General features: G+C 61.5%; 19 protein-coding genes. 13 read left to right on the top strand and 6 right to left on the bottom strand.

Annotated elements, in window-relative coordinates; genetic code table 11:
- Positions 1-15: 15 nt before the first annotated feature.
- Positions 16-1245, bottom strand: a complete 1230-nt coding sequence (locus tag EE36_RS02730) for an MFS transporter (RefSeq protein ID WP_005849273.1) — start codon at positions 1243-1245, stop codon at positions 16-18.
- Between the two features lie 166 nt (positions 1246-1411).
- Between EE36_RS02730 and EE36_RS02725 the strand changes: the two genes are divergently transcribed.
- Genes EE36_RS02725 through EE36_RS02705 form a run of 5 tightly spaced genes read left to right on the top strand, consistent with a single transcriptional unit; the run spans position 1412 to position 6302 of the window.
- Positions 1412-2452 (top strand): aldo/keto reductase, encoded by a 1041-nt coding sequence (locus EE36_RS02725; protein ID WP_005849271.1) that lies wholly within the window; start codon positions 1412-1414, stop codon positions 2450-2452.
- Positions 2453-2494: 42 nt separating this feature from the next.
- On the top strand, positions 2495-3403 hold the full coding sequence (locus tag EE36_RS02720; protein ID WP_005849268.1) for a 3-keto-5-aminohexanoate cleavage protein: 909 nt from the start codon (positions 2495-2497) through the stop codon (positions 3401-3403).
- Entirely contained in the window at positions 3400-3897 is a 498-nt protein-coding gene (locus EE36_RS02715; RefSeq protein ID WP_005849266.1) for a lipocalin family protein, read from the top strand. The genes EE36_RS02720 and EE36_RS02715 overlap by 4 nt, the downstream gene beginning before the upstream one ends.
- On the top strand, positions 3894-5369 hold the full coding sequence (locus tag EE36_RS02710) for a carnitine 3-dehydrogenase (protein ID WP_005849264.1): 1476 nt from the start codon (positions 3894-3896) through the stop codon (positions 5367-5369). Before EE36_RS02715 ends, EE36_RS02710 begins: the two co-directional genes overlap by 4 nt.
- A gap of 15 nt (positions 5370-5384) precedes the next feature.
- Positions 5385-6302, top strand: coding sequence for a DMT family transporter (locus EE36_RS02705; protein ID WP_005849260.1), 918 nt, complete (start codon positions 5385-5387; stop codon positions 6300-6302).
- Here the strand turns inward: EE36_RS02705 and EE36_RS02700 are convergent.
- Complete coding sequence (locus EE36_RS02700; RefSeq protein WP_005849258.1) at positions 6299-6994, bottom strand: NUDIX hydrolase; 696 nt, start codon at positions 6992-6994, stop codon at positions 6299-6301. The genes EE36_RS02705 and EE36_RS02700 overlap by 4 nt on opposite strands.
- Before the next feature lie 48 nt (positions 6995-7042).
- Positions 7043-7447: a DUF983 domain-containing protein gene (locus tag EE36_RS02695; RefSeq protein WP_005849256.1), complete on the bottom strand. Its 405-nt coding sequence runs from the start codon at positions 7445-7447 to the stop codon at positions 7043-7045.
- A 213-nt stretch (positions 7448-7660) separates the two neighbouring features.
- Here EE36_RS02695 and EE36_RS02690 point away from each other — a divergent pair, with 213 nt between their 5' ends.
- The 5 genes from EE36_RS02690 to EE36_RS02670 all read left to right on the top strand — a co-directional run bounded on the left by EE36_RS02690 (position 7661) and on the right by EE36_RS02670 (position 10436).
- Positions 7661-8308, top strand: coding sequence for an EF-hand domain-containing protein (locus tag EE36_RS02690; protein ID WP_005849255.1), 648 nt, complete (start codon positions 7661-7663; stop codon positions 8306-8308).
- Entirely contained in the window at positions 8280-8966 is a 687-nt protein-coding gene (locus EE36_RS02685) for an RNA polymerase sigma factor (protein ID WP_005849253.1), read from the top strand. Before EE36_RS02690 ends, EE36_RS02685 begins: the two co-directional genes overlap by 29 nt.
- Positions 8953-9315 carry a hypothetical protein gene (locus EE36_RS02680; protein ID WP_235183798.1) on the top strand — a complete coding sequence of 121 codons (363 nt, stop codon included), beginning with the start codon at positions 8953-8955 and terminating at the stop codon, positions 9313-9315. The genes EE36_RS02685 and EE36_RS02680 overlap by 14 nt, the downstream gene beginning before the upstream one ends.
- Before the next feature lie 3 nt (positions 9316-9318).
- A complete protein-coding gene (locus tag EE36_RS02675) occupies positions 9319-9828 on the top strand; it encodes a periplasmic heavy metal sensor (protein WP_005849250.1) in 510 nt (169 codons plus the stop codon).
- A gap of 113 nt (positions 9829-9941) precedes the next feature.
- Complete coding sequence (locus EE36_RS02670) at positions 9942-10436, top strand: hypothetical protein (protein WP_005849249.1); 495 nt, start codon at positions 9942-9944, stop codon at positions 10434-10436.
- 59 nt (positions 10437-10495) lie between these two features.
- Here EE36_RS02670 and EE36_RS02665 read toward each other — a convergent pair whose 3' ends face one another.
- The 3 genes from EE36_RS02665 to EE36_RS02655 are packed head-to-tail and all read right to left on the bottom strand — an operon-like array spanning position 10496 to position 13007.
- On the bottom strand, positions 10496-11056 hold the full coding sequence (locus EE36_RS02665; protein WP_005849247.1) for a TadE/TadG family type IV pilus assembly protein: 561 nt from the start codon (positions 11054-11056) through the stop codon (positions 10496-10498).
- Positions 11056-11595: a TadE/TadG family type IV pilus assembly protein gene (locus EE36_RS02660; RefSeq protein WP_005849245.1), complete on the bottom strand. Its 540-nt coding sequence runs from the start codon at positions 11593-11595 to the stop codon at positions 11056-11058. The genes EE36_RS02665 and EE36_RS02660 overlap by 1 nt, the downstream gene beginning before the upstream one ends.
- Positions 11592-13007 carry a TadE/TadG family type IV pilus assembly protein gene (locus EE36_RS02655; protein ID WP_254655601.1) on the bottom strand — a complete coding sequence of 472 codons (1416 nt, stop codon included), beginning with the start codon at positions 13005-13007 and terminating at the stop codon, positions 11592-11594. The genes EE36_RS02660 and EE36_RS02655 overlap by 4 nt, the downstream gene beginning before the upstream one ends.
- A 371-nt stretch (positions 13008-13378) precedes the next feature.
- Between EE36_RS02655 and EE36_RS02650 the strand changes: the two genes are divergently transcribed.
- From EE36_RS02650 to dnaG, 3 genes are all read left to right on the top strand, one after another.
- Positions 13379-14809 (top strand): Glu/Leu/Phe/Val dehydrogenase, encoded by a 1431-nt coding sequence (locus tag EE36_RS02650; RefSeq protein ID WP_005849243.1) that lies wholly within the window; start codon positions 13379-13381, stop codon positions 14807-14809.
- A gap of 254 nt (positions 14810-15063) precedes the next feature.
- Positions 15064-15372: a hypothetical protein gene (locus EE36_RS02645; RefSeq protein ID WP_005849241.1), complete on the top strand. Its 309-nt coding sequence runs from the start codon at positions 15064-15066 to the stop codon at positions 15370-15372.
- A gap of 171 nt (positions 15373-15543) precedes the next feature.
- The gene (gene dnaG, locus EE36_RS02640; RefSeq protein ID WP_005849240.1) at positions 15544-17517 is read left to right on the top strand and encodes a DNA primase; all 1974 of its coding nucleotides are present in this window, start codon (positions 15544-15546) and stop codon (positions 17515-17517) included.
- Positions 17518-17607 lie beyond the last annotated feature (90 nt).

Below are 17607 nucleotides of genomic sequence, written 5' to 3'. Positions count from 1 at the left end.
GCGGCGGGGCAAGGGCTAGGGGGCGTCGCGTTCGCGGCTGCGGCGCATCAGGCGGCCGATGGTAAAGGATGTGCGCGGCGCATAGACATAGGGGGTGCGTTTTGTAGCCGTAGGGCGGGCGCGCATCCGCGTCAGGCCAAAAAGTACCAGCACCCCGTGCCCGACCGAGATCATGGTAAACAGCGCCGCGGGGCCAAAGCCTTCGATCAGCACCGAGGCGATGTAGGGCGCAAAGATCGCCCCGACCGCGAACCAGAACATCAGCGCCGCCGAAAGCTCTACCCGTTCCGAGCTGCTGGCAAAGTCATGGGCGTGGGACGCCGCGACGGAATAGATCGGAAAGGTCGTGAGGCCAAAAAAGGTCGCGGCAAGGAAGATCGCCTGCGTGCCCATGCCCGCCGACATCACAGTGACCGCACAGCTAAGCATTGATGCAGCCGACAGCCAGATCAGCACCCAGCGGCGGTCGAATTTATCGGCCAGCCAGCCGACGGGGAACTGCGCCAGCGCGCCTCCCAGCACGAAAGCCGACAGGAACCACGCGATCTGACCGGCGGTCAGCCCGACCTCTTGCCCATAGATCGGCCCGACCATCCGGAAAGACGCGCTGGACAGCGCCGCGACCACCACGGCGGCGACGGCCAGCGGGGATCTATCAATCGCGAGCTTGGGGCGCAGCCGCCCTTTTTCGGGGGTTTCGGGTTGGGGTAGGCGGGTCAGTACCAGCGGGATCAGCGCGGCACAGCACAGGATCGCCAACAAGTTGTAGGACACGTAGGACGCAGGCGCGAGCACGCCAATGATCATCTGCGCTGCCAATGACCCGCTGGTATCCACCACACGGTAGGCCCCCATGGTGCGGCCCCGCGTCTCGTTCGTGACCTTGGCCTGCAACCATGCTTCGACCACAGTATAGCATCCGGCGACGCAGAACCCGGACGCGACCCGCATGAGCGCCCAGGCATAGGGGTCCAGCACCATCATATGCGACAGCAGCCCAATCGCGCCCGCGGCGGTAAAGGCGGCGAAGGCGCGGCTGTGCCCGACGGTGCCCAAAAGGCGCGGCGCGCCCCAGCAGCCCAGAAAAAAGCCGACGAAATGCGCCGAACCCAAAAGGCCGATCTGCTGGTTGGTGAACCCCAGTTGCGTGCCCGACAGCACGTCCAACGGCCCCACACCGCCTGACGACAGTTGCAGCAGAATGACGGAAAGAAACAGGGCGGCGAAGGAAATGAGAAGGCGCATATCGTGGTACTCTGTGCCCATTTTCGGGCAAGACCAATGGCCAAAGCGACAGTCACGCGAAAATTTTCACCCTTCGGCTTTTGCACGGCACGGCTGCCCGGAAAATGCGCTTGCGGTGACGTGGCGGAACAGAAAGGGTAGGCGCAAATCTAAACGAGGAATTCCAATGCAAAAGAACACGCTGGGTCACACAGGTATCGAAGTGACTGATTTCTGTCTGGGCTCAATGACTTGGGGCACGCAAAACACCCCCGAGGAAGGCCATGCGCAGATTGAACGCGCCCTTGATGCGGGGATCAATTTTATCGACACCGCCGAGATGTATCCGGTTAACCCGATCAAGGCGGAAACCATTGGCCGCACTGAAGAGATCATCGGCCAGTGGATCGCCAAGACCGGACGGCGCGACGACTTTGTGCTGGCGACGAAGCACTCAGGCGCGGGGGCTCCGGTGCGTGACGGCGCGGGTATTTCGCCCGATACGATCCGCAGCACGCTTGAAGGATCGCTGAAGCGGCTCAACACCGATTATGTGGACCTCTACCAGTTCCACTGGCCCAATCGCGGCAGCTACATGTTCCGCAAGAACTGGGAGTATGACCCCTCGTCGCAGAACCGTGCCGAGACGATGGCGCATATGGAAGACTGCCTTGGCGCACTGCAAGACGAGGTGACCCGCGGCACCATCCGCGCCTTCGGGTTGAGCAACGAAAGCGCTTGGGGGCTGACCCAATGGGTGAATGCCGCCGAACGCACGGGCGGCCCTCGTGCCGTTTCGGTCCAGAACGAATATTCGCTGCTGGCGCGCATCGCCGATACCGACGTGGCCGAGACTTGCCACAACGAAGATATCGGGATGCTGTCGTATTCTCCGCTGGCGGCGGGGTTACTGACCGGCAAATACCAGAACGGCGTGTTACCCGAAGGATCGCGCATGGCGATCAATGGGGATCTGGGCGGGCGCAAGACGGACCGCGTGTTCGATGCGGTGGACGCCTATTTGCAGATCGCGCAGAAACACGGGCTGGATCCGGTGCAGATGTCCTTGGCCTTCACGCGTCAACGGCCCTTCATGACCTCGGTGATCTTTGGCGCGACCTCGCTTGACCAGCTCGAGGTGATCCTCGGCGGGATCGACCTGCATCTGGATGACGAGGTGATGGCCGATCTGGATGCCGCGCATAAAGCGCATCCGATGCCGTTCTGACCCTTCAAACGCCACGCCGGCCCTGAACCCAAGGAGATTCTGATGCCTCTCACCTTGAACAAGGACGTATTCATCACCTGTGCGGTCACGGGGTCGGGGGGCAGTCAGGACCGCAGCCCCCATGTGCCACGGTCGCCCGCACAGATCGCCGACAGCGCGATTGCGGCGGCCAAGGCGGGGGCTGCGGTGGTCCATTGCCACGTACGCGACCCCGAAACAGGCGCGCCGAGCCGTCGGCTTGATCTGTACCGCGAGGTGACGCGGCGCATTCGCGAGGCTGAGGTGGACGTGATCCTGAACCTCACAGCGGGGATGGGCGGCGACATCGTCTTTGGCTCGACCGAGCAGCCGCTGCCCCCTGTGGCCGGGACCGATATGATCGGCGCGGCGGAACGGGTGCAGCATATCAAGGAATGCCTGCCCGAGATTTGCACCCTTGATTGCGGCACGATGAACTTTGCCGAAACCGATTACGTGATGACCAACACGCCTGGTATGCTGACCGCCATGGGCCGGATGATGACCGAGCTTGGCGTGAAGCCCGAGATCGAGGCCTTTGATACGGGCCATCTGTGGTACGCCAAACAGCTGGTCAAGGACGGTGTGCTCGACGGCCCTGCGTTGGTGCAGCTATGCATGGGCGTGCCCTGGGGCGCGCCCGATGATCTGAACACCTTTATGGCGATGGTGAACAACGTGCCGGACGATTGGACCTTCAGCGCCTTCGGGCTGGGGCGTCACCAGATGGCCTATGTCGCCGCCAGCGTTTTGGCGGGGGGCAATGTGCGTGTCGGGCTCGAGGATAACCTCTGGCTCGACAAGGGCGTTCTGGCGGAAAACTGGCAGCTGGTCGAACGCGCCGGAACGATCATCGAGAATATGGGCGCACGGGTCATCGGCCCGGCGCAGGTGCGCGAACAGCTTGGCCTGACCAAACGGGCCGCCACATGAAGCGCGCGCTGCTAGCGCTGGTGCTTCTGGCCGGATGCGGGGCTCAGGCCCTCGATACCGCGCAGGGCCTGCGGGATAGCAAAGCGCTGATTGGCGCGACCAGCCGCTATGACGCGGCGCGCTTCAAAGGGCCGTGGCTGGTCCGCGACAGCTTTGGCGACGGCGTGGCGCAGGTGGCCTTGGTCGAGACGACGAAGGGCCCCGCGTTCCAGCTGTGCACACAGGTCGGCTGCGGCGACGGCGGCACGCTGTGGCTGGCGCAGCAGCAGGGGCAGGGGCGCTATGCGCTGTCGCGCCCCGATGGCAGCACGCGCACGCTTTGGGTGCTTTGGGTCGACGAAGGGTTCCGCACCGCGGTGGTCGGCAATCCCGCTGGCGACTTTGGCTGGATCCTTGACCGCAGCGCCAGCGGCGGCGCGGACCGGATCGCGGCAGCGCGCGAGATATTGGACTTTAACGGCTATGACACGGACCAGCTGAGGATACGACAATGACCAAAATCGCAGCAATCATCGGCGGTGGTGTAATCGGCGGCGGATGGGCCGCGCGCTTTGCGCTAAATGGCTGGCAGGTGCAGGTGTTCGACCCCGACCCGCAGGCCGAACGCAAGATCGCCGAAGTTCTGGCAAACGCCCGCCGCTCCATGCCCGGTCTGACCGATGTCGCCCTGCCCGCCGAAGGGGGGCTTCGTTTCTGCACCAGCATCGCCGAGGCGGTGGAGGGGGCCGTGTGGATACAGGAAAGCGTGCCCGAACGGCTTGAGGTCAAACACAGCACGCTCGCCGAAATTCAGGCCGCCTGTGATGCGGAGGCGGTGATCGGATCGTCGACATCGGGGTTCAAACCGTCAGAACTGCGCGCGGGCAGCACGCGCCCCGATCAGATCATGGTCGCCCATCCGTTCAATCCCGTCTACCTTTTGCCGCTGGTCGAGCTGGTCCCGGCCGAGGGGCAGGACGGCCCGCTGGTAGACCGCGCCAAGGCACTGCTGACGGGGCTTGGGATGTACCCGCTGCATCTGCGCAAAGAGATCGACGCCCATGTGGCCGACCGTCTGCTCGAAGCTGTCTGGCGCGAGTCGCTCTGGCTGGTCAAGGACGGCATCGCCACCACGGAAGAGATCGACGACGCCATCCGCTATGGCTTTGGCATCCGGTGGGCGCAGATGGGCCTGTTCGAGACGTATCGCGTTGCCGGTGGCGAAGCGGGGATGAAGCATTTCATGTCGCAGTTCGGTCCGGCATTGAAATGGCCCTGGACCAAGCTGATGGATGTGCCCGATTTTGACGAGACCCTTGTTGATCTGATCGCGGGGCAATCGGACGCGCAGTCGGGGGCCTATGGCATCCGCGACCTTGAACGCATCCGCGACAATAATCTGGTCGCGATGATGCGGGCGCTGAAGCAGCAGGATTGGGGCGCAGGACGGTTGATGAAACAGCACGAGGCGGCCTTGCGTGCAGGCACCGTGCTTGAGGCGAGAGCGGCGGATATCGACGATCCGTCCCAGCCGGTGCCCACCGTCCATCGTGCCGTGCCGCTGGACTGGACCGATTACAACGGCCACATGACCGAAGCGAAATACCTTCAGGCCTTTGCCGATGCGACCGACCGTTTTATGGAACTGATCGGCTGCGACGCGGCGTATATTGCCTCGGGCGGGAGCTTTTTCACTGCTGAGACCCATATCCGCCACGTGGACGAAGTGCATGCAGGCGCGGTGATCGACATACGCACCCGCGTGCTGCTGGGAGCGGGTAAGAAAATGCATCTGTGGCACGAGATGTACGAAGGCGAACGGCTGCTCGCCACGGGGGAACACTTTTTGCTGCATGTCAGCCTTGAAACCCGCAAACCCTCTGATCCGTCTCCGAAGATCGCGGCGGCGTTGACGCGATTTGCCCAAGCCCATGCGGCCTTGCCGATGCCCGAGGGCGTGGGCCGCTATGTGGGCGCGCCACGGTGATCGGGGTCCGCGCCCATGGCTGACACGCTGCCGGATCTGTGGATCCTCGTGACGCTGGCCGCGGCGGTCTTTCAGACCGGACGGTTCATGCTGCAAAAATACCTCGCGACCGCGACCCTGTCGGCGGCGGGGGCGACGTTCTCGCGGTTTATGTATTCCGCGCCCTTTATTCTACTGGGGCTCGCGGCCTATCTGGCGCTCAGCGCGACACCCCTGCCGGCACTTGGGCCGGGGTTCTGGGCGCATGGGTTGGTCGGAGGCACGGCGCAGATCTTTGCGACGGTCTGTGTGGTGCTACTGTTCAAACAGCGCAACTTTGCCGTGGGCATCACCTTCAAGAAGACCGAAGTCATCCTGACGGTGCTGGTGGGCTGGATCATTCTGGGGGAGGGCGTCAGCGCCACCGGTTTCGCCGCGATTGCCCTTGGCGTGGTCGGATTGTTGCTGCTGTCCGGCGGGGCAGAGGCCAAGGGGTTTCACCTGCGCGACCTGCGCAATCGCGCGGCGGGGCTGGGGATCGCGTCAGGCGCGCTTTTCGCGGTGTCAGCCGTGTCCTACCGCGGGGCGTCGCTGGCGGTGCAGACCGATCTGCCGGTGCTGCGCGCAGGCGTGACCCTCGCGGCGGTGGTGACGATGCAATCGCTGATCATGACGGTGTACCTGCGGCTCCGCGAACCGGGGCAGATCCGCGATGTCTGGCGCGCGCGCCGGGTCGCGGTCTGGATCGGGCTGACCTCGATGGGCGGATCGCTGTGCTGGTTCATCGCCTTCACCTTGCAGAACGCAGCCTATGTCAAAGCCCTTGGTCAGGTAGAGCTGATCCTGAGCGTCGCCGCCTCCACCCTGTTCTTCCGCGAGAAAATCAGCCCCCGTGAGGCGGCAGGCATGGCGGTGCTGATCGCGTCGATCCTGATGCTGGTGATGGTCGCCTAGCTTGGCATCGGGCGCCCGCGCAAACGCAGGAACAGGCTTTCTTCGTCGTTATTCTTGAAAAACGGAACCGAGGCGGGCGGGTCAAGCTGCCGCGCGCGGGCCTCGACTTCGGCCAGCACCACCTCGGTGATGAAGGGCATGTCGAATTTGCGCGCGTCCGACAGGGCCACCCATTGCAGATGCGAAAGCTCGTCACAGGCGTCTTCGAAATTGTCCAGATCGGTGGCGATATCCTCGGCATCGACCAGAAAGAAACGCGCGTCAAAGCGGCGCGGACGGCCAGGAGGCGTCAGCGCGCGGAAAACGAATTGCAGCGGGGCCGCGTGGGGCAGATAGCCGCGCTGTGCAAAGGTCAGCCAATCGGCAGGGGGCGTGCCCTCCCATGCGCCTTTCTGGCCAAGGATCAGGCCGGTCTCTTCCCAAAGCTCGCGGATCGCGGCCACCACCAAGGCATGTGCAAGGCTGCCATCGGCGTCTTCGGCCAGACGGTTCTGGCAGGTTTCATCGACCATGCTGGCCAGCGGCACCTGCGCATCGCCCAGATCGACCGCGCCGCCCGGAAAAACGAATTTATTGGGCATAAAGGCTGCCGTCGCACCACGCTGCCCCATCAGGATCCGCGGCGCGGTATGCCGGTCGCGGATCACGATCACCGTGGCTGCGTTGCGGATTTTACTTTTATCGATGGTCATCGCCTTGCCCCATATCCTGTTTTTCTAGCGGGGCTTTTGGGGTGCCGGTCAGCTGGTGCTGCCGAACCCGCCCATGCGCTTTGCCCATTGGAAGCCGATCATGGCTCCTTTCAGTCTGGGCAGAAGGTAGAGGGACAATCCGACGCAGCCAACCGAAAAGATTGTAAACAACGTCAGCGGCTCGGGTCGCCAGACCACAAAGGCGATGTGCAGCCCCGGGGCCAGCAGATGCCCGACAAGCAGGATCGTCAGATAGGCCGGCCCATCATCGGCGCGGTGGTGGAACAGTTCTTGGCCGCAGACGGTGCAGGTATCATTGACCTTCAGATAGCTTTTCAGCATCGGACCGGCCCCGCAGTTGGGGCATTTACGCCGCCAGCCGCGCAGCAGGGATTTCTTCATGCTGCGTTCATCTGTGTCTACGTGAGGCATATTTACGGTCTGGTCAGTCATCTGGGTTTCCTTGTTCCCATCCTACATGCGGCCAAAACACCGCGAAATAAAGGGATCTCGGGGCAGTTGCGTCGCCATGTCGCAAAGCCCGCGCAGGGGTGCCCAAAACTTTTTCACATTTTTTGCGACGGAATGACGGGTGGCTGTCGTTTGAACCGGTATCGCCACGCTGAAAACGGCGGGCGTTAGATAGATCACCAAAGGAAGAAACAGATGACAAAACGAGCAAATCTTCAGATCGCACTCTTGAGCGGGTTGATCGCATTGGGCGGCACGACACTGGTCGCGCAGAATGCGGATAAGGCAGAGGGCGGCAAGCAAAGCCACTTTGTCCAGTTGGACACCGATATGAACGGTGAAGTCACTGCCGAGGAAATGAAAGCCCACGCCGCGGCACGTTTCGCTGCTGCTGACGCGGATGGCGACGGCTTCCTGACACAGGATGAACTGGCCGCCGCAGCCAAGGCACGCCACGCCGAGCGCAGCCAGCGCCTGCTGCAGAAGCTGGACACCGACGACAACGGGTCGCTTTCCGCGACCGAGCTTGAAGCCATGGGCAAAGGCAAAGGCGACCGGATGGCCAAGCGCCACGACAAGATGATGAAACGCATGGATGCCAATGAAGACGGCAAGCTGTCGATGGAAGAAATGGCCGGGCGTCACAGCCCCGAGCAGATGATCGAGAAGCTGGACACCGACAAGAACGGATCGCTGAGCGCGGAAGAGTTCGCCAAAGCCCGTATGGGTGGCAAGCATCACGGCAAACGCGGTGGTCATGACGGCAAGGACGGGCACGGCAAACCCGGCAAACACATGAAGCACGACAAGTCCGATGACGGCGACGCGGCTGCAACGGAATAAGGCAAGCATGCGGGCGCACTTGAACGGCGCGCCCGCAAAGGCTACCTCCGGTTTGATGGATATGCACGATACGACGGATGCCGACGGGGTGGATGACCCCGAACGCGCCTTGCTACACCGATATGTGCAGGGGGATGCGGCGGCGGCACGGCTGTTGACGCTCCAGTTGACACCGCGCATCTTTGGTCACGCCTTCCGCATTCTGGGCAACGCGGCCGAGGCTGAAGACGTGACGCAAGACGCGCTGATGCGCCTGTGGAAGATCGCTCCGGACTGGCGCGATGGCGAAGCGAAGGTGACCACCTGGCTGTACCGTGTGACCGCCAACCTGTGCACCGACCGGCTGCGCAAACGCGGCCGTGGTGTCCCGCTTGAGGACATCGCGGAACCCACCGATCCGGCGGAGAGCGCCGAGGCTCGGCTGCAGCGCACGGCGCGCGAGGATGCCTTGCAAGCGGCGCTGGACAGATTGCCCGAAAGGCAGCGGCAGGCGGTGGTGCTGCGCCACATAGACGGGTTGGCGAACCCCGAGATCGCGACCATTCTGGATGTCGGGGTCGAAGCGGTTGAAAGCCTGACCGCACGGGGCAAAAGGGCTTTGGCGAAACTTTTGGGCGCAAGACGTGACGCCTTGGGATACGATGATGACAAAACGTGAAACAGATACGCTAGAGGCGCATTTCGAACAGGCGCGGGCGACCCCGCCGCAGATGCCTGCGGGCATGATGGACCGGTTGATCGCCGATGCGCTCGCGGCACAGCCTGCCCCTGCGATAGGGGGCTGGCGGGGTTTCTGGCGCGCCATCGGCGGCGCACCTGCCTTGGGCGGGCTGATCACGGCAACGGCTGTCGGGTTCTGGATCGGGGTCGCCCCGCCAAGCGGCTTGCCGGATGTCGCGACGCAGATCATCACCGGCGGCGACGATTACATCGTCGCCGATGCGACATCGCTGGACACCTATACGTCAGATCTGACGGCGTTCGGCTGGGACTTGGACGAGGGATAGAAAATGGCAGGCTTTGCATTCAAAAGCACGAAGACACTGCGGTGGGCCTTGGGGCTGTCGCTGGGGGTGAACCTTCTGGTGCTGGGGCTGGTTGCGGGGGCGGTCTATCGCTTTGACGGGCCGCATGGTGGCGCGATGCGGCACATGCGCGACTATGGCACGCCCTACGTCATGGCGTTGCCCGAAGAACGCCGCCGCGCCGTCTTTGCCGATGCGCGCAAGGGGCGCGAGGATAAATCCGTCAGCCGTGCCGCACGCCGCGCATTGTATCAAGAGGCGCTGACCGCCATCCGCGCAGAGCCCTTTGACCCCGCAGAGGCACGCCGCGTGCTGGACCTGCAACGCGACGCCACGCTGACCGTTCAGCAGACCGTTCAAAACGCGTGGCTGGCCGAGTTGGCCCAGATGTCGGCACCCGAGCGTGCAGCTTATGCCGACCGAGTCGAGGAAATGCTCAAGCGCGGCAAAAAGGGCAAACGCGACGGCGCAAAGCCTCCGAAGGCCGGTCAATAGGCTGGCAACTGGCCCAAGCGGTCAGGGCCCGCCGTGCGGGATTGCGCGGCGCGGGCTTGCCAAATGCGCGCCCGGCGCGGTAGGCAAAGCGACCTTAACGAAAGTCGCGCCCCATGCTCCCTGAATTCAACGATCCAAACGAAGTCCTTGCCACCACGCGTGCCTCCTCTGGGCGGCGGGCCATTGGGCTGACGGCGCTTGGGATATTGGGGCTGTTCCTGATCTACGTCGCGTTCACCTCGTCGCCCGGTCTGGGCTGGCAGGTGTTCTTGCTGGCAATGGGGGGGCTGGCGCTTTGGATGGCTGACAAGATGCGCCGCGCAACCGCGGGCGCGATCGAGCTGACCGCCACCGAATTACGTGACAGCGACGGTACGGTGATTGCACGGGTCGAAGACATCATCGGGCTGGATCGCGGCGTTTTTGCGTTCAAGCCGTCTAACGGTTTTCTACTGCGCACCAAGCCGGGTACAGGCGGTGACCGCATCTGGCGCCCGGGTCTGTGGTGGCGGATTGGCCGGCGCATCGGTGTCGGCGGCATGACCCCCGGCAGTCAGACCAAGTTCATGTCCGAGATCATCTCTGCCATGATGGCAGAACGATCCTAAGCAAAAGGCCCGCAGGCAGATCGCCGCGGGCCTTTTCTTTCTGTCGTGATCGTCAGCTTTTACGCCCCGTCCGAGTACAGCACCCAAGGGGCGTAGCGCGGGCGGGTAAAGACGAAGTTCTTCACCTCTTGCACCGGCAGCCCGATGTTGAAGGGCGGGGCAAATGACGTCCATGTCTCGGTGACAGTGATATATTCACCATCCTCCAGTTCCGGGATTTTATCAGTCCAGCCGGTCACATCCGCTTGGGTCGCGTCGCTTAGGCTGCCGCGAGCGCGGGACCAGTGCAGCAGGAACCGTTTGTTCTTCTGATCGTATTTCGCCGAGGTGATGCGCACTGTCGTTTCACCCGAGGAACGGGTCATATAATCCAGCAGATCCTGAATGCCGTCCATATAGGCAGTGTCCATCGGCAGCGTCTCGCGCGAGATCATATCGCCGATGGTATAGGCCGCTTTCTGGTTGGTGTAATATTCCTGATAGGTCTGGAAGAAGGTAAACATCGCCAGATAGACCCAGAAGACCATGGGCATCATGATCACCGCTTCGATCGAGGCGCTGCCGTCCTGATCGCGCAGAAAGCGCGCCAGTACACGGCGTTTGAGATAAGTGATAACCATTAGCTTGGCTCCTGCACAAAGGAGGATACGGCGTACATGCTGCCCTGACCTGCGCCATCAGTTTCGAACTTGAAGCCCATAGCGCTGCCCGGCAGCATCGGATCGAACTTGACGCAGGCCCGCAGCAGCATCAGCTGGTGCTGCGCCCCAAGGGTAAAGCCGCGTTCCTGTTTGACGGGCAGGGATTTGTCCACGCAGTCGGGCGAGGCGTTCATCGCGGCGAAGTTGCGCGGGTTCACCAGCACCATCTCAAGGCGCAGGGTATCCTTACAATCGCCGATATAGCCCACGTTGTCACAGATCATCGTTTTGATCATGTCGTGGGTGATCGTCGTGCGTGTGTTCAGCCGGATATACCGTACTGCCGTTTCCAGCCCGCGGTTCAGGTGGAACTGTCGCAGGGAATAAAGGCTGACCTCGACCGACGCGAGGAACATGCCGAAGATGACCGGAAAGAGGATCACGAACTCGATCAGGACAACTGCGCCATCCTCACCCCGGCGGAACCGGCGCAGCGCTTGTGAAATGCGGGCGATCATTGGGTCAATCTCAACTGGTTGATCTGGCGGGCGATGGCACGGAAGGCTTCGGAAAGCTCGACACCTTCGACGCGGAAGAAGTGGCTGGGCGAGGAGGCGCAATCCTGCATCGCGGGCACGTCCTCGTCATCGACCTCGAACCCGATGGACCAGATCACGATCCGCTTGGCTTTGGCGGCGTCGCAGATATTCGACAGCAAGGTGTTGCCCAGCGATTTGTTGTACTTCTGATAATAGAAGTAGCCCCAGTAGCGCGAGTTTACCTCGCGGCGTAGATACCACCAAAGGTTGTATCTATTCCAGTGAACATACTCGCTATCTTCGTTGTAGTATGTATTGCTGATGCGGAACGAGTTATCATTCGCGCCATCTGTCATAAGGATAACAGTCTTAAGCGTTTCTGAATCGGTATAGCTCGCGGGGCGGTTATAGAATTCACGGTCGACATGACCGGCATTCACCAGCGAGTTGTTGATGTCTCGGAACGCCGGATCAAGCATCGCCGCGGCCCATTTCATGCCAAGGAAGATCGACGTACCAGCGCGCGGTACAAGATCATCGATCTGGTTCTTCAACGTGCGTTTGTTTTGTGAAAACGGGGTAATACGCTCGTAATCGTAGCGCGGGCAAACCGTATCGTCACGGTAGTTGTTGCGGCCATCGTAGTTCCACTGGAAGTGCTGCATCTGGTTATACCGTGTGCTGCTATTCATCGCGATCGAATCAAAGTCACCATTGTCGAAATCGATGCAGTGGGAATAGTCGTGCTTTCTGTTCACGTTCATACGGTCCATGATCAACGGGCCCGCGTTCACTTGTTCCGAGTAGGGGACCAGGGAGACTGAAATCAGGTCTTCGTTCTCGTCCTTCAGCACGGTGTCCAAAAAGATATCGGCGGCGTCCTGTACCTCGCCCAGACGGTTATTGGTGGCCATCGAACCCGAGATATCGAGCACGAGCGAGATCTCGACTTTCGCAACGCGTTCTTCCGCCTGACTATGGGCGGGCACTTCGAGCGTGGGGAAACCAAAGCGGCCAATAAACTGGGTGTCCATGTCCTTGCTTGCGTCGACCGTCACGGTGCGAAAGTTCAGACCGTCATCCACCACGACATTCGACAAAAACTCGGTCATGCCCGATTTGGCAAAGTAGTCTTCCACCACCGTTTTTGGGTCACGCATCTGATCCAGATCGGCCGCGGCCAGAACGGCACGGTCCGACACAGCTTGCAGACGCGAGCGTTCCATCTCGTGGCGCATGAAATCTAGCTGGATGCCACCCACGGCGATCATCATCATGATCATGAAAAGCGCGAGGATCGTCACCAACCCGTCGTCTTCACGGGCGAACCGCGTCAGCCGCTTGCGCAGGGGGAGGGTTACCCATTTACTCACTGTATCGTTCACCGGCATTTCCATGTCCTTATTCGTGCGACCCATGCGACAGACGCATTTCGGGCGGATCGGCGTTGCCAGCAGATATGCGGGGTGAAGTTGGCCGAAATAGGGCGAAATACGTTTAAAAAAGTGTATACTCAGACCGTTTTTGGGGCAGATCCCGCCCGGGCAGCCGGACTGTCCCCTGTCAGGAAACTTCGCGCAGGACTTGTCTTGTGTGCCGTGACTACTCGCTTTGGGTGATAAGTTTTCAAACTGATTAAAATTTGTGCGAAAACTTCGAAATATGGTGATTTACAGCTTTGCTTGACGCAGGTGCCATGTTCAAAAGGCGAGGCGATGAACCGGCCCGCATCAGGGTCGCAGAGCCAATTTAGGAGCGTAGAATGAACCCCGGAACCGAACCGAGCTTTCGCGATAGCGTCGACATCATGTTTAACCGGGCGGTGGCCCTGATGGACCTGTCGCCGGGTCTGGAAGAGAAGATTCGCGTGTGCAACGCGACCTACACGGTGCGTTTCGGCGTGCGCCTGCGCGGCGGTATCCAGACCTTCACCGGCTATCGCTCGGTCCATTCCGAACACATGGAGCCGGTCAAGGGCGGCATCCGTTACAGCCCCGGCGTGAACCAGAACGAGGTAGAGGCGCTGGCGGCGTTGATGACCTATAAATGCGCGCTGGTCGAAGCGCCGTTCGGGGGCTCCAAAGGCGGGCTGTGCATTGATCCGCGCGACTATGACGAACACGAGCTGGAACTGATCACCCGCCGTTTCGCATACGAGCTGATCAAGCGCGATATGATCAACCCCGCGCAAAACGTTCCCGCCCCCGACATGGGCACGGGCGAGCGCGAGATGGCCTGGATCGCGGATCAGTACAAGCGCATGAACACCACGGATATCAACGGGGTTGCCTGTGTGACGGGCAAGCCGATCAACGCGGGCGGCATCCATGGCCGCACCGAAGCGACAGGCCGCGGCGTGCAATATGCGCTGCACGCTTTCTTCCGCGACACCAAGGGGATGGAAAAGGCTGGTCTGGGCGGTGAGCTGGACGGTAAACGCGTCGTGGTGCAGGGCTTGGGCAATGTGGGCTACCACGCCGCCAAGTTCCTGAGCGAAGAGGATGGCTGCAAGATCACCGCGATCATTGAACGCGACGGCGCTTTGTTCGATGACCGTGGTCTTGACGTGGAAGAGGTGCACCGCTGGATTTCCATGCATGGTACGATCAAGGGCTATCCCGATGCGCCCCTTGAAGAAGACGGTGCCAAGCTGCTGGAAGCGGACTGTGACATCCTGATCCCTGCGGCGCTGGAAGGGGTGATTAACCTGACCAACGCGCATAACATCAAGGCCCCGCTGATCGTCGAAGCCGCCAACGGCCCCGTAACCGCCGGTGCCGATGATATCCTGCGTGCAAAAGGCGTCGTGATCATCCCTGACATGTATGCCAACGCCGGCGGTGTGACGGTGTCCTATTTCGAATGGGTCAAGAACCTGAGCCACATTCGTTTTGGCCGTATGCAGCGCCGCAACGAGGAAAGCCGCCACCAGCTGTTGGTGGACGAGCTGGAACGTCTGAGCGCCGATAGCGGCGTCGGCTGGCAGCTAAGCCCGAACTTCAAGGATAAGTACCTGCGGGGCGCCGGGGAGCTTGAGTTGGTCCGCTCCGGTCTTTACGACACAATGAGCGACGCCTACCGGTCGATGGCGGAAGTCTGGCACAGCCGCGACGATGTCGAAGACCTGCGCACCGCCGCCTATCTGGTCAGCATCGGCAAGGTCGCCGCCAGCTACCGCGCAAAGGGGCTGTAACCTCGCGCGGGCCCTATGCTGCGCCCCTGAAAAGTTCCCCGAAAGCCGCTGTGATAGCGGCTTTCGGCAAAGACGCGCCAAACCGCCAAGCGCGTACTGCGGAAAACCGCTCTGTCACTTGTATTCCAACGGGGGCTGGCTAGGTTCCTGCGCCATGAGCACCCGCTCTCATGTCCGCTGCAGCCTTTAACTTTAAACGGCGTAGGCCGTGGAAGGGCGGCGGGCTTGCAAAGAAACATTTAGGAGATGTGACGATGAAATTTGGTAAACTCATGATTGCCGCAGCACTGGCGACGTCCAGCGCGCCTGTCTTCGCCGCCACCAGCGCCGAAACCGATTGCCAGTATCAGGCAGATGTCGTGCAGGCCGTCCGGCAAGCGCGGATCGACCGCGTGAAAGAGCGTGACGTGCCGGATCACATCGCCTCCAAGAACCCCGAATGGCCCGATCGCTATGACGCGGTTGTCCCGCTGGTCGCCCCTTGGGTCTATGAAATGAAAATGCGCGACGTGAAGGGCAACGACCTTTCTGCCGCCTGGAACGAAATGTGTTTGGGCCAGTGACGTCCGCGCGCGTCGTTTGATCATGCCGGAGTACCTGTCGGGGCGGTAAGACGGGGGCCAGCCCCCATCGCCCTGACGGACGATCCCCCCGGAGTTTATCCGGCAAAATGAAGCACGTTGGGCAGGCTTTGGGTGCTGGACTTTGGCCCTGCCGACCCAATATAAAACAGTATGAGCCTGCCCCCTGGATTTTTGGATGAACTGCGCAGCCGTGCCAGCCTGTCACAGGTGGTGGGGCGCAAAGTGATGTGGGATCCGCGCAAGTCCAATCAGGGCAAGGGCGATATGTGGGCTCCGTGCCCGTTCCACCAGGAAAAATCCGCCAGCTTCCACGTCGATGACCGCAAGGGATTCTACTATTGTTTCGGGTGCCACGCCAAGGGGGACGCGATCTCTTTCGTGCGCGAGACCGAGAATGTCAGCTTTATGGAAGCGGTAGAGATTCTGGCGCGTGAGGCTGGGATGCCCATGCCGAAACAAGACCCGCGCGCGCAGGAGAAGGCGGATAAGCGCACGCAACTGGCCGAGGTGATGGAACTGGCGGTGCAGTATTTCCGGCTGCAGCTGCGCACCGCTGCGGCAGGGGCCGCGCGCGACTATCTTGCCGGGCGCGGGCTGACGCCGCAGGCCTTGGAGCAATGGGAAATCGGGTTCGCGCCGGACCAGTGGCAAGGGCTTTGGGATCACCTCAAGGCCAAGAACGTCGAGGATGCGTTGATCCTTGGGGCGGGGCTGGCCAAGCCTTCGTCCAAGGGCGGGCGGCCTTATGATACTTTCCGGGGCCGGATCATGTATCCGATCCGGGATGCGCGGGGGCGGGCGATTGCCTTTGGCGGGCGGGCAATGGACCCGAATGACAACGCCAAATATCTGAACTCCCCCGAGACGGAGCTTTTTGACAAAGGCCGCAGCCTCTACAATGTGCGCGATGCGCGGACCGCGGCAGGGCAGGGCAAGCCGTTGATCGTGGCCGAAGGCTATATGGATGTGATTGCATTGGTGCAGGCCGGTTTCGGTGCGGCGGTGGCCCCCTTGGGCACGGCGATCACCGAGAGCCAGTTGCAGATGTTGTGGCGTATCTCGCCCGAGCCGATCATCACGCTGGACGGGGATGCGGCGGGTCAACGTGCGGCCATGCGCTTGATCGATCTGGCGCTGCCGCTGCTTGAGGCGGGGCAATCCTTGCGTTTTGCGGTGATGCCTGACGGGCAGGATCCGGATGATCTGCTCCGCGCCCACGGGGCACCAGCGTTGCAAAAGTTACTGGATAACGCGATGCCGATGGTGCGTCTGCTGTGGCAGCGCGAGACCGACGGTCGCGTTTTCGACAGCCCCGAGCGTAAGGCAGGGTTGGACAAGGCGCTGCGCGAAAAGATCATGATGATCAAAGACCCGTCGATCCGCAGCCATTATGGCCAGGAAATCAAGGATCTGCGCTGGCAGCTCTTCCGTCCGCAAAAGGCCAAGAGAGATTTTAGCCCCGTCGCGCGCGCCTCCGGTGGGGGCAAGTGGGCCCCCGCGCCGCCGGGGCCATCCCCGAGTGCGAAGTCCTCTATTCTGGTGACCGCAGCCGGGCTGGGAGCGACGGAGCATCTGCGCGAGGCGGTGATCCTGATGGCCCTGCTGGGCTGTCCGCAGTTGGTGGAAGAGTTCGAGACCGGGCTGGCCGCGATGCGCTGCCAGGATCCTGATCACGGGCGTATCCGCGATTTGATGTTGCGCCATGTACATCACGATCCGGCGGTGTTGCGCGAAAAGATTTATGACGCAGTGGGGGAGTACACCCTTGAAAACATGCTGTCGCAGCGCCACGTAGCCATCACGCCCTGCATCCGAAGCCCTGGCAACCTGGAAAAGACGCGCATGACTGTCGCCGAAGAACTGGGCAAGCTGGAAGCCGTGCGCGGGCTGGACGAAGAGATTGCCGATGCGGTCGAAGATCTGACCGGCACCGCGGATGAAGGGCTGACATGGCGGCTGGGCGAAGCGGCACGCAACGCTGATCGCGCACAGCGCAGCGGGCAGGAAGATACCGCAGAATACGACATTGCCGAGAACGGTGCCCACATCAGCCGGGACGAACGCAGCGCTTTTGATGCATTGCTGGGGTCGATCCTGAAGGGTGATGCGAAAGACAAAAAATGAACCCGGCGTGGCTTTTTCGCCGGGATGTTTAACAAAATACAGGGTAACGGGTTTAAGAATCACCCAGAACCCCGCATGATTCGAACAACC

It is taken from the genome of Sulfitobacter sp. EE-36, assembly GCF_000152605.1.
In the GTDB taxonomy this organism is placed as follows: Bacteria; Pseudomonadota; Alphaproteobacteria; order Rhodobacterales; family Rhodobacteraceae; genus Sulfitobacter; species Sulfitobacter pontiacus.
This window is presented reverse-complemented; position numbering and strand designations above follow the sequence as displayed.

What these genes read in the sequence shown, in the direction of transcription:
- EE36_RS02730 (WP_005849273.1), bottom strand. Translation starts at nt 1,245, where the DNA reads ATGCGCCTTCTCATTTCCTTCGCCGCCCTGTTTCTTTCCGTCATTCTG.
- EE36_RS02725 (WP_005849271.1), top strand. Translation starts at nt 1,412, where the DNA reads ATGCAAAAGAACACGCTGGGTCACACAGGTATCGAAGTGACTGATTTC.
- EE36_RS02720 (WP_005849268.1), top strand. Translation starts at nt 2,495, where the DNA reads ATGCCTCTCACCTTGAACAAGGACGTATTCATCACCTGTGCGGTCACG.
- EE36_RS02715 (WP_005849266.1), top strand. Translation starts at nt 3,400, where the DNA reads ATGAAGCGCGCGCTGCTAGCGCTGGTGCTTCTGGCCGGATGCGGGGCT.
- EE36_RS02710 (WP_005849264.1), top strand. Translation starts at nt 3,894, where the DNA reads ATGACCAAAATCGCAGCAATCATCGGCGGTGGTGTAATCGGCGGCGGA.
- EE36_RS02705 (WP_005849260.1), top strand. Translation starts at nt 5,385, where the DNA reads ATGGCTGACACGCTGCCGGATCTGTGGATCCTCGTGACGCTGGCCGCG.
- EE36_RS02700 (WP_005849258.1), bottom strand. Translation starts at nt 6,994, where the DNA reads ATGACCATCGATAAAAGTAAAATCCGCAACGCAGCCACGGTGATCGTG.
- EE36_RS02695 (WP_005849256.1), bottom strand. Translation starts at nt 7,447, where the DNA reads ATGACTGACCAGACCGTAAATATGCCTCACGTAGACACAGATGAACGC.
- EE36_RS02690 (WP_005849255.1), top strand. Translation starts at nt 7,661, where the DNA reads ATGACAAAACGAGCAAATCTTCAGATCGCACTCTTGAGCGGGTTGATC.
- EE36_RS02685 (WP_005849253.1), top strand. Translation starts at nt 8,280, where the DNA reads ATGACGGCGACGCGGCTGCAACGGAATAAGGCAAGCATGCGGGCGCAC.
- EE36_RS02680 (WP_235183798.1), top strand. Translation starts at nt 8,953, where the DNA reads ATGACAAAACGTGAAACAGATACGCTAGAGGCGCATTTCGAACAGGCG.
- EE36_RS02675 (WP_005849250.1), top strand. Translation starts at nt 9,319, where the DNA reads ATGGCAGGCTTTGCATTCAAAAGCACGAAGACACTGCGGTGGGCCTTG.
- EE36_RS02670 (WP_005849249.1), top strand. Translation starts at nt 9,942, where the DNA reads ATGCTCCCTGAATTCAACGATCCAAACGAAGTCCTTGCCACCACGCGT.
- EE36_RS02665 (WP_005849247.1), bottom strand. Translation starts at nt 11,056, where the DNA reads ATGGTTATCACTTATCTCAAACGCCGTGTACTGGCGCGCTTTCTGCGC.
- EE36_RS02660 (WP_005849245.1), bottom strand. Translation starts at nt 11,595, where the DNA reads ATGATCGCCCGCATTTCACAAGCGCTGCGCCGGTTCCGCCGGGGTGAG.
- EE36_RS02655 (WP_254655601.1), bottom strand. Translation starts at nt 13,007, where the DNA reads ATGCCGGTGAACGATACAGTGAGTAAATGGGTAACCCTCCCCCTGCGC.
- EE36_RS02650 (WP_005849243.1), top strand. Translation starts at nt 13,379, where the DNA reads ATGAACCCCGGAACCGAACCGAGCTTTCGCGATAGCGTCGACATCATG.
- EE36_RS02645 (WP_005849241.1), top strand. Translation starts at nt 15,064, where the DNA reads ATGAAATTTGGTAAACTCATGATTGCCGCAGCACTGGCGACGTCCAGC.
- dnaG (WP_005849240.1), top strand. Translation starts at nt 15,544, where the DNA reads ATGAGCCTGCCCCCTGGATTTTTGGATGAACTGCGCAGCCGTGCCAGC.